This is a genomic window from Puniceibacterium sp. IMCC21224 (genome assembly GCF_001038505.1).
In the GTDB taxonomy this organism is placed as follows: Bacteria; Pseudomonadota; Alphaproteobacteria; order Rhodobacterales; family Rhodobacteraceae; genus Puniceibacterium.
On sequence record NZ_LDPY01000001.1, the window covers coordinates 172,718 to 188,863 of the forward strand.

Here is a 16,146-nt window from a genome sequence, read left to right on the forward strand (position 1 = left end):
AGGATCATCCCGCTGACTTGAGATCCTGTATCATCGCATCAAGATCTCCGCGCCTGCGGTCAATCATCGACCCGACCTCGGTGCGTTCGGTCAACAACATATTGATGCCTTCGACATACATGTTGAAGAACCGCGGACTGCCGGTCCGGTCCGAGACATGGAACGTCATATCGAATGGAGCCTCGGCCCGCAGATAGGCGGTTGCGCGCACCTCGACATAGTTCTTGACAGACCTGGCCTCTTGAACCTCGACCCGGCCACCGACGAAATCGCGGAACTGCTTGCCGTATTTGCGCGCGAGATAGGCGTTGAATGCCGTGGAGAATGCGGCTTTTTGCGCAGAGGTGGCGCGCCGCGCGTCATTTCCCATAGCATAAGCCGCCACATAGGACGTGTCGGAATACGCCTGAAAGATACGCTGGAATTCGGATACCAGCGCGCGTTCCGGTTTGCCCGATTCGATCACGCGGTAAATCTCTGCCACTACTTTCTCGACCAGCGTCCTGGCCTGACCTTCGCTCAATGCCCAGGCACCGCTGGGCAGCATCAGTCCCGCCCCGGTTGTTGCCGCTCCGATCAGAAAACCGCGCCTTGTCTCAATAAATCGCATTCAGAAACCCTCCGTATCCAACGCCAGCGGATCCGCGTCGGGACCTACAGGGGCTGTTGTCGTATCTCCCAGCTCAAATCGCCGGTTTTGCAAATAGATGATCCGCGTCTGCGCATAGCTGTCGACAGATCCATAAAGGACTGTATCAACCGAATTTCCCAGCCGGGCACGCTTGTCGACCCGCTCCGCCACCGCCGCGACAAAGGCAACGCCGCGCTGGCGCGGAGTAAATACATAGCTTAGCGGATTGATGAAAACATCAATCACCCGCCCCACGGCGTCGCGTTCGGTCGAAGCACCAAAGACCGGCAGTTCCAGATAGACCCCCTCGGGCGCCCCCCAGACATAGAGCGTTTCGCCAAAATCAGTCTCGTCCTCGCCCAGATTGAGCCCCGTCGCCACATCGGCCAGACCCAAAATTCCCACGGTCGCGTTGATCGTAAAGCGCACAAGATTGCCGCCAAAACCCAGAAAATCCCCCTGCATCAGATGGTTCGCAGCCGACCCCGGCAGGCTGACCGTCTCGGCAAAATTCGAGATGCCGTCGCGGACCAATTCGGGCACTGCCGTTGCATAGACCCCAGTCACACCCCCACCCGAACCGCCTGAATCCAGGCGCTTGTTAAACGCGTGCACCTTGCGGTTCTGTGCCTCATAGGGATCGTTGATGCCGTCCGGCCCCCCCGTGGCTGCCGGCGTCGTCCCCGCACAGGCCGTAAGCAATGTCAGCGCCAGAATGCCAGCAACGGACCTCAAAATTTTCATTCCAGACTAACCCCAAAAACCGCGTGAAGAATTTGTGCATGGTTCGGTGCCATGCTACCTATGCCCTCAATCGGCAAGGCCAAGCGTCCGCGCAACAATAACAACCGAATTGTAGCCTCAGGGTGACATGTATTACCAAGTACCGGAACCGGCGATCCTTCGACAGCGCCACTCAGAACAAAAGGCATTATTCCGCCGATGAATGATCGCGCAAAATCCAAAGGCCTGGACGAGCTTCGTGCCGCCCGCCGAGAAAGCCGCCTCTATTACTGGTTCGTCGGTATTTTCAGCCTTTTCGTCAATTTGTTGATGCTGACCGGACCGCTGTACATGCTTCAGGTCTATGACCGCGTCCTTGGCTCGCGGTCAGAGGCAACGCTGATCGCGCTGACAGTCTTGTTGGTGTTCCTTTATGGCATGATGGGCCTGCTGGATTATGTTCGCGGCCGGGTCATGGGGCGGGTAGCGGCGCGATTTCAGTCGCGGCTTGATCTGCGGGTGTTTGATGCCGTGGTGCGCCGCGCGTCCGTCCAGCCGGACGAATTGTCGGCCACCGGACTGCGCGATCTGGAATCGGTGCAACGGCTGATGGCCTCTCCGGTTCTGATGGCGATTTTTGATATTCCGTGGACGCCGGTTTTTCTGATCGGCATTTCACTGTTTCACCCCTGGCTGGGCTATCTGGCGATGGCGGGTGGTGTGTTGCTGATCTCGATCACGCTGATCAACCAGCTGGTGACCCGCGATCCGACGCTGAAATCCAACGTCGCCACCTTCCAGTCCGAAAAGATATCCGAGCAGATCCGCGGCGAATCCGAGATGGTGACAGCCATGGGTATGCGCGGCGACGCCTTCCGTCGGTGGCAAAAAGCGCGCGACGCCTCGCTCAAAGGGCAGATCGCGTCGGCTGACCTGCTTGGCACCTTCTCGACCATGACACGCACCTTTCGGCTGCTGCTGCAATCGGCGATGCTGGGACTGGGGGCCTATCTGGTGCTGCAAAACCAGTTGACGCCGGGTGCGATGATTGCCGGGTCGATCCTGATGGGCCGTGCGCTGGCACCGATCGAACTGGCCATCGGCCAGTGGGCCGCAGTGCAACGCGCCCGCAAGGGCTGGGATAACCTGGCGCAACTGTTGGGTGAAGTCCCCGAAGAGGCGCCGCGTACCGAACTGCCCCATCCGCAGGCAAAACTGGACGTGCAGCAACTGACCATTGTGCCACCGGGCGAACAGCAGGCCGCGCTGCGGCTGGTGTCGTTTACACTGATGCCCGGTCAGGCGCTGGGTGTGATCGGCCCGTCAGGCGCCGGCAAATCCACGCTGGCGCGGGCGCTCACCGGCGTCTGGCGACCGGCGGGCGGCAAGATCCGGCTCGATGGCGCAACACTCGACCAATACGGGCCGGATGTACTGGGGCGCTACATGGGGTATTTGCCTCAGCGCGTGACACTTTTCGACGGCACCATCGCCGAAAACATCGCACGCCTGTCAACCGCCCCCGACAGTGCCAAAGTGGTCGCGGCGGCGCAAAAGGCTGCGGCGCATGACATGATCCTCAAATTACCCGATGGTTATGACACCCGCGTATCTGCGGCCGGCGGGCGTCTTTCGGGCGGACAGATGCAGCGCATCGGGCTGGCCCGCGCGATGTATGGCGATCCGGTGATTCTGGTGCTGGACGAACCGAACTCGAACCTCGACAACGAAGGGTCCGAGGCGGTCAATCAGGCGATCCGCACAATGAAGGAAGAGGGCAAGTCGGTGCTGATCATGGCCCACCGCCCCGCCGCGATCAAGGAATGCGATATGCTGCTGATGCTTGACGGCGGCAGCCGCACCGCCTTTGGCCCCAAGGATGAGGTGCTGCAAAAGATGGTCCAGAACCACCAGCAGATCAGCAAGGCCGCTGGCCCCGGAGGCATGCGATGAGCAATCCGGTCAAGGATTTCCCCCTGCGCACACCGATGACGATCGGCATTCTGGCATTGCTTTTGCTGGTCGGCGGGTTCGGCACATGGGCCGCGACGACCAACATCTCGGGCGCGATCATCGCATCCGGTCAGATCGAAGTTGACCAAAACCGCCAGATCGTCCAACATCCCGACGGTGGTGTCGTCGCCGAAATTTTGGTGGACGAGGGCGACACAGTGACTGTCGGCCAGCCACTCATCCGACTTGATCCCAATCTGGTAAAATCCGAACTGACCATCATCGAAGGTCAGTATTTTGAACTCGTCGCCCGGCGCGCGCGGCTTCAGGCGGAACGCGATGGCTCCGACACACTCGCGTTTGATCCAGACGTCCTGGAGAGGGCCGCGACGGACACCGAAGTGGCCGAACTGGTCGAAGGCCAACGCAATTTGTTCGACGCCCGCCGCAATTCCATCGCTTCGCAAATTGATCAATTGTCGAAACGACGCGACCAGATCGGCAACCAGATCACCGGGATCGACGCGCAGCAGACCGCACTTTTGCGCCAGCTTGATCTGATCAGCCAGGAACTGACGGATCAGCAATCCCTACTGGACAAGGGGCTGGCCCAGGCCAGTCGTGTGCTTGGTCTGCAACGCGAGGATGCGCGGCTGTCCGGCACCGTTGGTGACCTCACGGCGCAAAAGGCCCAGGCCGAGGGGCGCAGCACCGAAATCGACATTCAGATCCTGCAACTGGACACCCAGCGCCGCGAAGAGGCGATCACCACTCTGCGCGATCTGCAATCCCGCGAACGCGAGCTGGCCGAACAGCGGCGCGCGTTGATTGAACGGCTCGACCGTATGGCGATTACTGCCCCGGTTTCAGGTGTGGTCTATGGCTTGCGGGTGTTCGCGCCGCGTTCAGTCATCCGTGCGGCCGACCCGGTTATGTATCTGGTGCCGCAGGACCGTCCGCTGGTGATCGCAGCGCAGGTGCTGCCAATCCATATCGACCAGCTGTTTCAGGATCAGGATGTTGCGGTAAAATTTCCTGCATTGGATCAACGGCTTACCCCGGAATTGTTTGGCACCGTAACGCAAATTTCGGCTGATGCGTTTCAGGACGAAACGTCCCAAGTCAGTTACTACCGGGCCGAGATCGTGTTGAAAGACGGTGAAATAAATCGCCTCCCCGAAGGATCGGCCCTGATCCCCGGCATGCCGGTCGAGGCGTTTATCAGAACTGCCGACCGCACTCCGCTGGCCTATCTGATCAAGCCCTTCATGGACTACTTTTCCAAGGCCTTCCGCGAAGGCTGAGCCAAGGCCCGGGCACTGACCTGACGGCGTATTTCAATTCCGTTCACGGCGCAAACCCACTAGCCTGTGCCAAGAATCCTCATGTCTGAAAGGCCCCACCATGACCAATGCCATCGACGCCCGCCTGACCGAACTGGGCATCACTCTGCCTGACGCTCCGGCCCCTGCCGCCAATTATGTGCCCTATGTGCTGACCGGCAGCACGCTCTATGTTTCGGGTCAGGTGTCCAGCGGCCCCGATGGCCTGATCAAAGGGAAACTGGGCGACGGCATTTCAGTCGAAGACGCCGCCGGTGCAGCAAAATGCTGCGCTCTTAGCCTGCTGGCGCAGGTCCGTGCCGCCTGTGGGGGTGATCTCACCCGGCTCACGCGCGTGGTAAAGCTGACCGGCTTTGTGAACTCCACTCAGGATTTTACCGACCAGCCCAAGGTGATCAACGGCGCGTCGGATTTCTTTGTTGAACTGCTCGGCGATACCGGGCGGCATTCGCGCTCGGCAGTTTCTGCCGCGTCTTTGCCGTTTGGCGTCGCGGTCGAGATCGAAGGCATCTTTGAAATCGCATGACTCCCGCCCTGCCTGCCGCATTTCTGGACCGACCTCTGGCACACCGGGCGTTACATGGCCCCGGTGCGCCAGAGAATTCTCTGACCGCCATTCGTCGCGCGATCGAAGCCGGCTATGGGGTCGAGATTGACGTGCAACTGTCCAGCGACGGGCAGGCGATGGTGTTTCACGACGAACATCTGACCCGCCTGACCGAAGCATCGGGCGCGGTGCGTCAGCACGACTCAGCTGCCTTGCAACAAATTGCGCTTCGGGGCGGGACCGACACAATCGCGACGCTGACGCAGGTGCTGGACCTTGTGGCAGGCCGCGTTCCCCTGCTGATCGAAATCAAGGATCAGGACGGTCGCCTTGGCACCGACCTTGGTCCGTTGGAACAGGCGACCACCGCCGCGCTGGCGAACTACAAAGGCCCCGTCGCGGTGATGTCGTTTAATCCGCACAGCGTCGCGCTCATGGCGCAACTGGCCCCACACATCCCGCGTGGGCTGACCACCTGCGCCTACAGCGCCAAAGACTGGCCCGATCTGCCCGAGGCGACCCGTAGTACACTGCGCGCCATTCCCGATTATGATCGCACCAAAGCGTGTTTTATCAGTCATCACGCCGTAGACCTCGCCGCGCCACGTGTGGCCGAACTCAAGACCGGCGGCGCCGTGATCCTGTGCTGGACCATTCGCTCAGGTGCCGACGAAATCGCCGCGCGGGTCCATGCCGACAACATCACGTTTGAGGGCTACGCCGCTTGATCCCCGGACAGAATGGCCCACATATGCTCGCATAAAGGGGACGCAGAATGACCGAACACCACCCGGCGAAAACGGCGGATCAGACTGCGGCTCGAACTATCGAAGTTTCTGTTCTGGCATCTCTTGACCAGATCGCGCCTGAAATTTGGGATGCTTGCGCCTGTCCCGAAGCCGCCGATGGCGGGCGTGCGATTGATCCCTTTACCACGCACAGATTTCTGTCGGCGCTGGAAAAATCAGGCTCGGTTGGTGATCGCACAGGCTGGACCCCGCATTACCTGACGGCTGCGGTCGACGGTGAAACGATTGCCGTCGCCCCGCTCTATGGCAAGGGGCACAGTCAGGGTGAATACATCTTTGACCACAACTGGGCGCAGGCGCTGGAAAACGCTGGTCGGCACTATTACCCGAAACTGCAAATCGCCGTGCCCTTCACCCCCGCCACCGGGCGACGGTTCCTCACCCGACCGGGGTTCGAGGTCGCGGGTATGTCCGCGCTGGTGCAGGGCGCTGTACAAATTGCCGCCGACAACGAATTGTCATCGCTGCACGCCACATTTTGCACCGAGGCCGAGGCCATTGCCGGCGAAGAAATGGGCCTGTTGCGCCGCACGACGCAACAATTCCACTGGGTCAACGAAGGCTACGCGGATTTCGACGGCTTCCTTGCGGCTCTTAGTTCGCGCAAACGCAAGACGATCCGCAAGGAACGCGCCAAGGCGCAGGAGTTTGGCGGCACAATCGAGGTGCTGACCGGCGATCAGATCCAGCCGGAACATTGGGACGCCTTCTGGATGTTCTATCAGGATACGGGCGCACGCAAATGGGGCACCCCCTACCTTACACGGCGGTTCTTTGATTTGGCACAAGACGTGCTGCGCGACGATATTTTGCTGGTGCTGGCGCGGCGCGACGGGGACTATATCGCCGGGGCGTTGAACTTTATCGGGCGCGACACATTGTTTGGCCGCTACTGGGGCTGTATCGAGGATCACCCCTGCTTGCATTTCGAACTGTGTTACTATCAGGCCATCGACTTTGCCATCAGTCGGAGACTGAGCCGGGTCGAGGCCGGCGCGCAGGGCGAACACAAGCTGGCACGCGGCTATTTACCGACACCGGTGCATTCGCTGCACTGGATCGCCGACGCGGGCTTTGGTCAGGCCGTAGCGCGCTATCTTCAGGCAGAACGCGCTGCGGTGAATGAGGATATCGAGGTTCTGACAGCCTATGGCCCGTTCAGAAAGTCACAGATGGAGGAACATCAATGATCGAACTGCTGTCCGACACGGCCCGCAAAACGATGCTTGAACCGCTCTTTGAAACCGGTTGGGCCATGGTCGACGGGCGCGATGCGATCTGCAAGACTTTTGTCTTTGGCAATTTCATCGAAGCCTTCAGCTGGATGACCCGCGCCGCATTCTGGGCCGAAAAATGGGATCATCACCCGGAATGGTCAAACGTTTATAAGACTGTCGAGGTCACGCTGGCCACGCATGATGTTGACGGTCTGAGCTCACTGGATGCCAAGCTTGCGCGCAAACTCGACACCCTGTGATCTTAGGTCGGCTAAGCCTCAGAGTTTGGCCAGCAGTGATTCCCCTGCGGAAACTTCGCAGGTGCCGGGGCTTTCTTCCGGCAGGAATTGTGTGACAACGCCATCCTCAACCAGCATCGCATAGCGTTTGGATCGCGCGATCAGCCCGGCTGGCGGCGCGTCAAAATCCATCCCGATCGCCTTGGTAAAGCTGCTATCCGCGTCGGCCAGCATGGTGATGCCTGCCGCCGTCGCGCCGGTCGCCTCGCCCCAGGCTTTCATCACAAAGGGGTCGTTGACCGAGACGCAGATGATCTCATCGACGCCTTTGGCGTCAAAGTCGCCCTTGGTGCGGACAAAGCTCGGTACATGCGCCGAATGACAGGTCGGGGTGAACGCGCCCGGCACAGCGAAGATCACCACTTTGCGGCCTTTGATCGTATCGGCCAGCGCAACCTGTTCGGGTCCACCGTCGCCCAGACACACCAGCGTTGCGTCGGGCAGTTTGTCCCCTGTTGAAATCGCCATTTGTATCGCTCCTTGAATTGCGTTTCCCGTCTTGGCGCATATAGGGTGCGGCACGAAAAGGCGAATGTCGAGATGCGGAGGCGAAGCATATGAGCAATGTCGTAGTGATCGGCGCAGGACAGGCCGGTTCTGCCTGTGTCGCGCGTCTGCGCAACAAAGGGTTCGACGGATCCGTCACGCTGATCGGTGCCGAACCTGTGCCACCGTACCAGCGCCCGCCATTGTCCAAGGCCTATCTGCTGGGGGACATGGCCGAGGATCGGTTGTATCTGCGTCCCGCCAGTTTCTATCCCGACAACGGGATCAATCTGCGCACCGGGGCATCGGTGCAAGCCATAGACGCGGTTGCGAAAACGGTGACTCTGGCAGATGGGGCGCTGCCCTACGACCATCTCGTGCTGACCACCGGGTCACACCCGCGTCGCCTGCCTGCAAGCATCGGTGGCACCCTCGACGGTGTCTTTGCTGTGCGCACCCTGGCCGATGTGGATGCCATGGCGCCGTGCTTTGTCACGGGCGCGCGGTTGCTGATCGTCGGCGGCGGCTATATCGGATTAGAGGCGGCAGCGGTCGCGGCCAAACTGGGCCTGAGTGTGACGCTGATCGAAATGGCCGACCGCATTCTGCAGCGGGTCGCAGCGCCCGAAACCTCGGACTATTTCCGTGCGCTGCACACCGCGCACGGCGTCACGATCCGCGAGGGCGTGGGCCTGACGCGGCTGCTGGGCGACGGGGCGGTGTCGGGAGCGGAACTCAGCACCGGTGAGGTCATCGAAGCGGATTTTGTCATCACCGGTGTTGGCATCACTCCCGCCACAGAACTGGCTGAGGCAGCGGGCATTGCGCTGGACAACGGCATCCGCACCGATGCCCAGGGACGCACGTCGAACCCTGCGATCTGGGCTGCCGGGGACTGTGCCTCTTTTCCGCATGGCGGGGTGCAACTGCGGCTCGAAAGCGTCGGCAACGCCATCGACCAGGCCGAGTGTGTCGCCGACAACATCCTTGGCACGGGACGCGAATACGCGGCCAAGCCATGGTTCTGGTCGGATCAGTTCGACGTCAAACTACAGATCGCCGGCCTGTCGACCGGGTATGACCGCATCGTGACCCGTCCGGGCGACGAAGGAACTGTATCGTTCTGGTACTATCACGGCGACCGACTGCTGGCGCTGGATGCAATGAACGACCCCCGCGCCTATATGGTCGGCAAACGCCTGATCGAGGCCGGGCGCAGCGCTGATCCGGCACTGATCGCGGACCCGGCAACCGAACTCAAGGCACTGCTGAAACCATGAGGATCATTGCGGGACAGTTGCGCGGTCGAACCCTTGCCTCGGTTGGTAAGGGTGATCCGGCGGCGCATCTGCGTCCGACCACCGACCGCGTCCGCGAAAGCCTGTTCAATGTGCTGGCCGGTGGGCGCTTTGGCGATCCGTTCGACGGCACCCGTGTTCTGGATCTGTTTGCCGGCACCGGCGCATTGGGGCTCGAGGCACTGTCGCGCGGATCGGTGCATGTCACCTTTGTCGACGACGGGCGCAAGGCCCAGAGCCTGCTGCGCGAGAACATTCGCCTGACCGGCACCGGCGCGCAGACCCGTGTTCTGTCCACTGACGCCAGCCGGTTGCCGGTGGCCGAGACCCCTTGCAATCTGATCTTTCTTGACCCGCCCTATGGCAAGGATCTGGGATTGCGCGCCCTTACCGCCGCTGGTGATGCGGGTTGGATTGCGCCCGATGCGCTGATCGTGTGGGAAGAGAACGCGCCACAATTCGTGCCACCGGGCTTTGCGCCGCTTGATACACGGCGCTATGGCGACACGCATGTGACGTTTCTGCGCGCGACCTGAGATGGCGGACCGAAAGGCCGAATATCAATACGTTGGGTGAAATAAGTTACCGGGCGAGAGGGTAAAGACTTCGACCCCATCCGCCGTTACACCCACCGAATGTTCGAACTGAGCCGACAACGATTTGTCGCGGGTCACGGCGGTCCAGTCATCTGCCAGTACCTTGGTTTCCGGGCGACCTAAATTTACCATCGGTTCGATGGTGAAAAACATGCCCTCTTCGAGCAGGGGACCGGTTCCGCGGCGACCGTAATGCAGCACGTTGGGCGGCGCGTGGAATACCCGCCCCAGACCATGACCACAGAAATCACGCACGACGGACATGCGGTTCGCCTCGACATAGGATTGGATAGCATAGCCGATGTCGCCAAAGGTATTGCCGGGTTTCACGGCCGCAATACCTTCCATCAGGCTGTCATGGGTGACTTGTATCAGCCGCTCGGCTTTGCGCGGCAGCTTACCCGCCACATACATCCGGCTGGTATCGCCGAACCAGCCATCCACAATCACCGTCACGTCGATATTAAGGATATCGCCATCTTTGAGCTTTTTGTCACCCGGAATGCCGTGGCACACCACATGGTTTACGCTGATGCAGCTGGCGTGTTGATAGCCCTTGTAGCCGATCGTGGCCGAAGTGGCCCCCGCCTCTTTGACGGCGCGGGTGATAAATGCGTCAATTTCGTGTGTCGTCTGACCAACAAAAACCAGCGGCGCAACCTCATCAAGGATGCGCGCGGCCAATGCTCCGGCCACATGCATACCGGCAAAGTCACTGGCTTCGTAAATGCGTATACCGTCCCGGGTGAGACGGCCTCGGGTGTCTTCGTCCAAATCTACGGACTCCATCGTCTTATTACTTGATACTTAGTGCGTTTTACCGCCCTTTGCCAGAGGCGGCGGTGCCGCATCTTTGGCACCGCCGCCAATTTGCTGCAACTGCACGGGCCCAATAAACCATCAATTGCCGTAGTGTAAAGCGTCTACGCCGCAAATCTCCCCTATCGGTCGTGTCGTTACCCTGAGCAGGGGGCTGGACTAATTGCTGTCCAGCGGAACGGCATCCACCGCAGGCGCCGTAGGTTTGGCGGGATGCCGGACCTCTGGCAGCGGATCACGTTGCAGCAGGGCAATTCCCACCGTCCCGCCGATAATAAGGCAGGTCAGCCCGATCGGCAGCAACCCGACGAAGCGTTGCCATTTGCCGCCCCCTTGCAGCACAAAACCAGAAACCGCCGCCGCCAGCGCGATGCAAATCGCGATCAACTGCCATTTGAACAGCACGTCGAGCCGCTTTAACCCGGTATCAATATTGCGCGGGCCCTCAACGTCCCACGAGAATAGGAGCGACGCAACAAAAGCCGCCGCCCAGGCCGTCAGTAGCAAACCCATCACTGTGCTGTTGCGCATCGTTTCAGTCCCCTTGCCAATAGCTTGAAACGTTTCGCGCTGCGTCCAGGTAGACTAGGACGCTAGACGAGTCGTCTTTGCCCAGCAAAAGCGCGTCCCCGCCCAGTGTGGGCGGCCCGTCTTGCGCCGCGGACGCGTACACCTCACCGCGATGTATACCCCAGAAATCGGCGCGCCCAAAATACGACGGGTCCAGATGCATCCCGATGCGGCCATCATATCCGGCAAGAACCAGGGTTTCGTCCCCCAGCAGGCAGATCGCCAGCCCCGGCGCCTGATCCGTCCTGCGGGTCGCCGGTATCACGAGGTCGGGGATGCCATCACCGTCCATATCGGGTTCCAGATAGGGTGCCTGCCCACCCTCACGCCCCTTGGCCATTCGATCCGATAATCGAAAGGCGACATCATCGAACCCACACCCGAGCATCGTCGCCACAACAGCATCAAAGGCCACTTCTGTGTCGGCACTCATGATTGGGTCCAGCCGGTCGCCCCCGCCCTGCCACACCAGACAGGCGGTAAAATCCAGCGCCGTCATTGCGGCGCGCTGCCCCGGCTCTGGCGACGTCAGAGTCATGTTGCCGAGGATCAGTTCGCCCAATCCTCCGACGCCTTCCGATGCGCCGCGAGGCGTGGGGTTTGCCAAAAGATCGCGCGCCATGGCACCAAAGACAAACCGCCGCTGATGCTGCGGCGCGTTCACGTCCCCGTTGTTCGGGCCGGTGTTGTCGCGATTGCGGAAGTGCCAGCCCGCGATGTTCAGCGGATTTATCTCGACCGGTCGTAACGGTGCTGCAAACACTGGCAACTCTGCCCCGTCGCGGTCCAGCATCTGAATTTGCCAGCCATAGTCAGTCGGGACCAACGAAAATGTCTGCGCGCCTGCCTCGTGGAAGAATGCCTCGTCCATCGTGACCGAACCTGCGATCTCGCGGCTGGCCCATCCCGCCTCTCCGCCACAGGATTGGGTGGCGTGGGCGGGCGACAGGCCCAGCATCGTCAGAATTGTTGCAAGATACCACCGCATGCGGACCTCCTTTGCACCGGCTGTCAAAGGCAATGGGCCAAGCCTAGCAACCGTACGCAGATGCGTCCAGCCGCGCCTAGCCCATGTGGAACGGCAACGGCGCGCCAAGTATCACCGCCTCGGGCGTGATGTCGCAGCCGTGGCACAGCACCTCGATCCCGGTCGCCCGCGCCGCCGCAAAGCTCGCAGCATAGGCCGGGTCGAGATCAGCGGCCAATGTTACCGAAGTACAATCAGTGCGCTGCACCAAATAAAGCATCACCGCGCGATGCCCCTGCTGGACCATTTTAGCCAGATCATCGAGATGCCGCGCCCCGCGGGTGGTCACTGAATCGGGAAACTCGGCCAGTCCGGTCTGCCGTGACAAGGTGACGGATTTCACCTCGACATAGGCATCGGGCAGTCCCTCGCCCCGCAACAGGAAATCGACACGGCTTTTCTGGCCATATTTCTGTTCACGCAGCACTTGCGGATACGCATTCAGCCCTGGCACCGCCCCGACCTCAAGCGCGCCGCGCAGCAGGCGGTTTGGCAGGCTGGTGTCCACCCCAACAAACGCCCCTTCAAGTTCGATAAGACGCCAGCCGTATCCAAGCTTTTTCTTTGGATCATCGTTCGGCTCTAGCCAGATCCGCATTCCCGGTTCGGCCAGACCCAGCATCGAGCCGGGATTGGCGCAATGGGCAACAACTTCGCTCCCATCCTCGAGCTGCACATCGGCGAGAAACCGTTTGTAGCGGCGGATCAGACGGGCGGGCACAAGAGGGGTTTGAAAGCGCATGACCAGCGCCTATACCTGAGCATATCCGCTACGCAAGGAGCCCGCGATGCCCAATCCCACCGCCGCCATGCTGGTCATCGGAGACGAGATCCTGTCGGGGCGCACCCGCGATGCCAACATGTATCATCTGGCGGGCGAGCTGACCCATATCGGCATCAACCTTCGTGAAGTACGCGTGATCTCGGACGACGCGGACGCGATTGTCACCGCTCTCAACGACCTGCGCGCGCGCTATGATTCCGTTGTGACCTCGGGGGGGATCGGGCCGACCCATGACGACATCACCGCCGACTGCATCGCGGCCGCATTTGGCGTCGGCATCACGGTGCGCGATGACGCGCGGGCGCTGCTTCAGGCGCATTACGACCGCAGCGGCAAAGAGTTCAATGAGGCCCGCCAACGCATGGCCCGCATCCCCGACGGCGCAACGCTGATCGACAATCCAGTGTCGGTTGCGCCCGGCTTTACGCTGGAGAATGTGCATGTCATGGCCGGGGTGCCGTCCGTGTTTCAGGCCATGGTTGCATCTGTGCTGCCGACACTCACCGGCGGCGCGCCACTGCTGTCACAAACCCTGCGCATCCAGCGCGGCGAAGGTGATATCGCTGGCCCGCTCGGCGCACTGGCGCAGGAATATTCCGATCTGCAAATGGGATCTTACCCGTTTCAGGAAAACGGCGTTTACGGCGCCAATGTGGTGATCCGGGGCACCGATCCCGCGCAAGTTCACGCCGCCATCGCCAAACTTTCTGATCTGTTTCCTGCATGACACCAGACCTGTCTCAGCTCTATGCCGTGACCGAGGCAACATGGCCCGCCGCCACACAGCAAGAGACCCCGGTCTTTACCTTGCGCAACGGCGCTGGCGGCGGAAAACGCGTGTCAGCGGCGACTGCGCGACCCGGCTGGACCCCCGACGATATCCCCGCCGCGGCCGACGCGATGCGGGCCATGGGGCAGGACCCACTGTTCATGCTGCGCGCTGGTGAGGATGCGCTGGATCAGGCGCTGGCTGATGCAGGTTATGTGGTGATTGACCCGGTACATGCCCTGATCTGCCCCATCGCACAACTAACCGACCTGCCGATCCCCCGCGTCACCGCCTTTGCGATTTGGGAACCGCTGGCCATCATGCGCGAGATCTGGGCCGCAGGTGGCATCGGCCCGGCGCGGATCGGGGTCATGCAGCGCGCGCAGGGGCCCAAAACCGGGCTTTTTGGCCGCACCGGCGACAAACCGGCGGGCGCCGGGTATTGCGCCATCCACGACGGTATCGCGATGGTCCACGCGCTGGAAATCACGCAGGCGTATCGTAGCAAGGGTCTGGGCAAGTGGATGATGCGCTGCGCTGCGATCTGGGCCGAACGTCAGGGGGCCACGCATATGGCCGTGCTCTGCACCACCGCGAATGTCGGGGCCAACGCGCTCTATGCTTCGCTTGGGCTGACGCTGGTGGGCGGCTACCACTACCGCATCCGCAAAGACAAAGGGACCGCATCATGACCCGTGACATGCCAACCGCGCTCAACCTGCCGTCTGTGGACCCGCTGCCACCCGCCACACAGAAATATTTCGACATCTGCCAGGACAAGCTGGGCATGGTCCCGAACGTTCTGCACGCCCATGCCTTTGATATCGACAAACTCAATGCCTTTGCCGCGCTGTACAACGATTTGATGCTGGCGGATTCGGGCCTGAACAAACTTGAGCGCGAAATGATTGCCGTTGTCGTGTCGTCGATCAACAAATGTTTTTACTGCCTGACCGCCCACGGCGCTGCGGTGCGCCAACTGTCAGGCGATCCAAAGTTGGGTGAAATGCTGGTGATGAACTGGCGCGTAGCCGAGTTGACGCCGCGCCACAGCGCCATGCTGACCTTTGCCGAAAAGATCACAAAAGCCAGCGCAGAGGTGCAAGAGCCGGACCGCGCCGCCCTGCGCGACGCAGGATTCACCGACCGCGATATCTGGGACATCGCCAATGTCACCGGCTTTTTCAACATGACCAACCGAGTGGCCAGCGCCACCGACATGCGCCCGAATGACGAATACCATTCGCAGGCGCGCTAAAGCGGCACTGGCGGCGCTGCTGATCGGCGGCGCTGGCCCCGCAGCAGCGCTGGATCTGAGCCTGCCCTCAGGTGCCCGGATGACTCACGAGGACACGACCGACCCCGGCAGCTACCGGCTGCCGATCGGCAACTGGACGCTGGAAACCGGCCTGCCGGTGCGGCGGGTTGAAGGTCGCGTCACCCGGCAGGCCTGGCGCATTCCGGGTCAGAGCGCCACAACCCTGCAATTGATGACCCCCCTGCGCGAGCAGATCGAGGCCGCAGGCTATACCATCCTGCATCAGTGCCCGTCACAAACCTGTGGCGGCTTTGATTTCCGGTTTGACACCGAGGTGCTGCAAGGCCCCGATATGTATGTCGACCTTGCCGATTTTCGGTTTCTTGCGGCAGTCCAGCAGACGAATGGCGGTGACGCGCTTGGCCTGATTGTCAGCCGCAGTGCCAGTGCCGGATACGTCCAGATCATCCGCGCCGGTGCTGCATTCACCAAGCTCAGCACCAGCGCGCCCGAGGCACCGCCGCCCCTCGCGCCGCTGCCCCTCGCGCCGCTGCCCCTCGCGCCGCTGCCTATCGAACTTGGCGGACTTGCCGACCGGCTCGACTCTGCGGGCCATGTGGTGCTCCCCGATCTGCGCTTTGACAGTGGAAAGGCTGGGCTGGGGGCTGATGATATTGAGTCGCTGGATACACTGGCCGCATATCTTGCCGCACGCCCGAACGCACGGTTGGTCATCGTCGGTCACACCGATGCCACCGGATCGCTTGAGGGCAATATCGCCCTGTCGCGCCGCCGTGCTCAGGCGGCGGTTGACTATCTTACCGGCCACGGTGTCGCGCGCACGCGGCTTTCGGCGCAGGGGGCGGGATATCTCTCTCCGATCACCACCAACACGACCGAAGATGGCCGTATGGCCAACCGCCGGATTGAAGCGGTGTTGTTACCCGACCCCTGAATCGCCCACAAAAAAACGCCCCGGTGTTACCCGAGGCGTCAAGGCGGCCTTACGAGGGCAGG

19 protein-coding genes are annotated in these 16,146 nt (G+C 61.2%); 12 read left to right on the plus strand and 7 right to left on the minus strand.

Annotated elements, in window-relative coordinates:
* Positions 1–4: 4 nt before the first annotated feature.
* A complete protein-coding gene (locus IMCC21224_RS00775; protein ID WP_047993711.1) occupies positions 5–610 on the minus strand; it encodes a phospholipid-binding protein MlaC in 606 nt (201 codons plus the stop codon).
* On the minus strand, positions 611–1,375 hold the full coding sequence (locus IMCC21224_RS00780; RefSeq protein WP_047993712.1) for a VacJ family lipoprotein: 765 nt from the start codon (positions 1,373–1,375) through the stop codon (positions 611–613).
* A 198-nt stretch (positions 1,376–1,573) separates the two neighbouring features.
* On the opposite strand from IMCC21224_RS00780, the gene IMCC21224_RS00785 reads away from it, so the two are divergent.
* The 6 genes from IMCC21224_RS00785 (at position 1,574) to IMCC21224_RS00810 (ending at position 7,483) form a co-directional block, all read left to right on the plus strand.
* On the plus strand, positions 1,574–3,307 hold the full coding sequence (locus IMCC21224_RS00785) for a type I secretion system permease/ATPase (RefSeq protein WP_047993713.1): 1,734 nt from the start codon (positions 1,574–1,576) through the stop codon (positions 3,305–3,307).
* On the plus strand, positions 3,304–4,611 hold the full coding sequence (locus IMCC21224_RS00790; protein ID WP_047993714.1) for an HlyD family type I secretion periplasmic adaptor subunit: 1,308 nt from the start codon (positions 3,304–3,306) through the stop codon (positions 4,609–4,611). The genes IMCC21224_RS00785 and IMCC21224_RS00790 overlap by 4 nt, the downstream gene beginning before the upstream one ends.
* A 100-nt stretch (positions 4,612–4,711) precedes the next feature.
* A complete protein-coding gene (locus IMCC21224_RS00795; RefSeq protein WP_047993715.1) occupies positions 4,712–5,176 on the plus strand; it encodes a RidA family protein in 465 nt (154 codons plus the stop codon).
* Positions 5,173–5,925 carry a glycerophosphodiester phosphodiesterase family protein gene (locus IMCC21224_RS00800; RefSeq protein ID WP_047993716.1) on the plus strand — a complete coding sequence of 251 codons (753 nt, stop codon included), beginning with the start codon at positions 5,173–5,175 and terminating at the stop codon, positions 5,923–5,925. The genes IMCC21224_RS00795 and IMCC21224_RS00800 overlap by 4 nt, the downstream gene beginning before the upstream one ends.
* 47 nt (positions 5,926–5,972) lie before the next feature.
* Entirely contained in the window at positions 5,973–7,196 is a 1,224-nt protein-coding gene (locus IMCC21224_RS00805; RefSeq protein WP_047993717.1) for a GNAT family N-acetyltransferase, read from the plus strand.
* Positions 7,193–7,483, plus strand: coding sequence for a 4a-hydroxytetrahydrobiopterin dehydratase (locus tag IMCC21224_RS00810; protein WP_047993718.1), 291 nt, complete (start codon positions 7,193–7,195; stop codon positions 7,481–7,483). The genes IMCC21224_RS00805 and IMCC21224_RS00810 overlap by 4 nt, the downstream gene beginning before the upstream one ends.
* Before the next feature lie 18 nt (positions 7,484–7,501).
* Here IMCC21224_RS00810 and IMCC21224_RS00815 read toward each other — a convergent pair whose 3' ends face one another.
* Entirely contained in the window at positions 7,502–7,990 is a 489-nt protein-coding gene (locus IMCC21224_RS00815) for a peroxiredoxin (RefSeq protein WP_047993719.1), read from the minus strand.
* Between the two features lie 89 nt (positions 7,991–8,079).
* Here IMCC21224_RS00815 and IMCC21224_RS00820 point away from each other — a divergent pair, with 89 nt between their 5' ends.
* Together IMCC21224_RS00820 and rsmD are read left to right on the plus strand one after the other, a co-directional pair.
* Positions 8,080–9,288 (plus strand): NAD(P)/FAD-dependent oxidoreductase, encoded by a 1,209-nt coding sequence (locus IMCC21224_RS00820; protein WP_047993720.1) that lies wholly within the window; start codon positions 8,080–8,082, stop codon positions 9,286–9,288.
* Complete coding sequence (gene rsmD / locus IMCC21224_RS00825; protein WP_047993721.1) at positions 9,285–9,842, plus strand: 16S rRNA (guanine(966)-N(2))-methyltransferase RsmD; 558 nt, start codon at positions 9,285–9,287, stop codon at positions 9,840–9,842. Before IMCC21224_RS00820 ends, rsmD begins: the two co-directional genes overlap by 4 nt.
* Positions 9,843–9,866: 24 nt before the next feature.
* Here rsmD and map read toward each other — a convergent pair whose 3' ends face one another.
* The 4 genes from map to sfsA all read right to left on the minus strand — a co-directional run bounded on the left by map (position 9,867) and on the right by sfsA (position 13,060).
* On the minus strand, positions 9,867–10,676 hold the full coding sequence (map, locus tag IMCC21224_RS00830; RefSeq protein WP_369795978.1) for a type I methionyl aminopeptidase: 810 nt from the start codon (positions 10,674–10,676) through the stop codon (positions 9,867–9,869).
* A 204-nt stretch (positions 10,677–10,880) separates the two neighbouring features.
* The gene (locus IMCC21224_RS00835; RefSeq protein WP_047993723.1) at positions 10,881–11,252 is read right to left on the minus strand and encodes a hypothetical protein; all 372 of its coding nucleotides are present in this window, start codon (positions 11,250–11,252) and stop codon (positions 10,881–10,883) included.
* 4 nt (positions 11,253–11,256) lie between these two features.
* Positions 11,257–12,279 (minus strand): hypothetical protein, encoded by a 1,023-nt coding sequence (locus IMCC21224_RS00840; protein ID WP_047993724.1) that lies wholly within the window; start codon positions 12,277–12,279, stop codon positions 11,257–11,259.
* 76 nt (positions 12,280–12,355) lie between these two features.
* Positions 12,356–13,060 (minus strand): DNA/RNA nuclease SfsA, encoded by a 705-nt coding sequence (sfsA, locus tag IMCC21224_RS00845; RefSeq protein ID WP_047993725.1) that lies wholly within the window; start codon positions 13,058–13,060, stop codon positions 12,356–12,358.
* A gap of 46 nt (positions 13,061–13,106) precedes the next feature.
* On the opposite strand from sfsA, the gene IMCC21224_RS00850 reads away from it, so the two are divergent.
* The 4 genes from IMCC21224_RS00850 to IMCC21224_RS00865 are packed head-to-tail and all read left to right on the plus strand — an operon-like array spanning position 13,107 to position 16,084.
* Complete coding sequence (locus IMCC21224_RS00850) at positions 13,107–13,829, plus strand: molybdopterin-binding protein (RefSeq protein WP_047993726.1); 723 nt, start codon at positions 13,107–13,109, stop codon at positions 13,827–13,829.
* A complete protein-coding gene (locus IMCC21224_RS00855; RefSeq protein WP_047993727.1) occupies positions 13,826–14,563 on the plus strand; it encodes an N-acetyltransferase in 738 nt (245 codons plus the stop codon). Before IMCC21224_RS00850 ends, IMCC21224_RS00855 begins: the two co-directional genes overlap by 4 nt.
* Positions 14,560–15,129: a peroxidase-related enzyme gene (locus IMCC21224_RS00860; RefSeq protein ID WP_047993728.1), complete on the plus strand. Its 570-nt coding sequence runs from the start codon at positions 14,560–14,562 to the stop codon at positions 15,127–15,129. Before IMCC21224_RS00855 ends, IMCC21224_RS00860 begins: the two co-directional genes overlap by 4 nt.
* Positions 15,101–16,084 (plus strand): OmpA family protein, encoded by a 984-nt coding sequence (locus tag IMCC21224_RS00865; RefSeq protein WP_047993729.1) that lies wholly within the window; start codon positions 15,101–15,103, stop codon positions 16,082–16,084. Before IMCC21224_RS00860 ends, IMCC21224_RS00865 begins: the two co-directional genes overlap by 29 nt.
* Positions 16,085–16,146 lie beyond the last annotated feature (62 nt).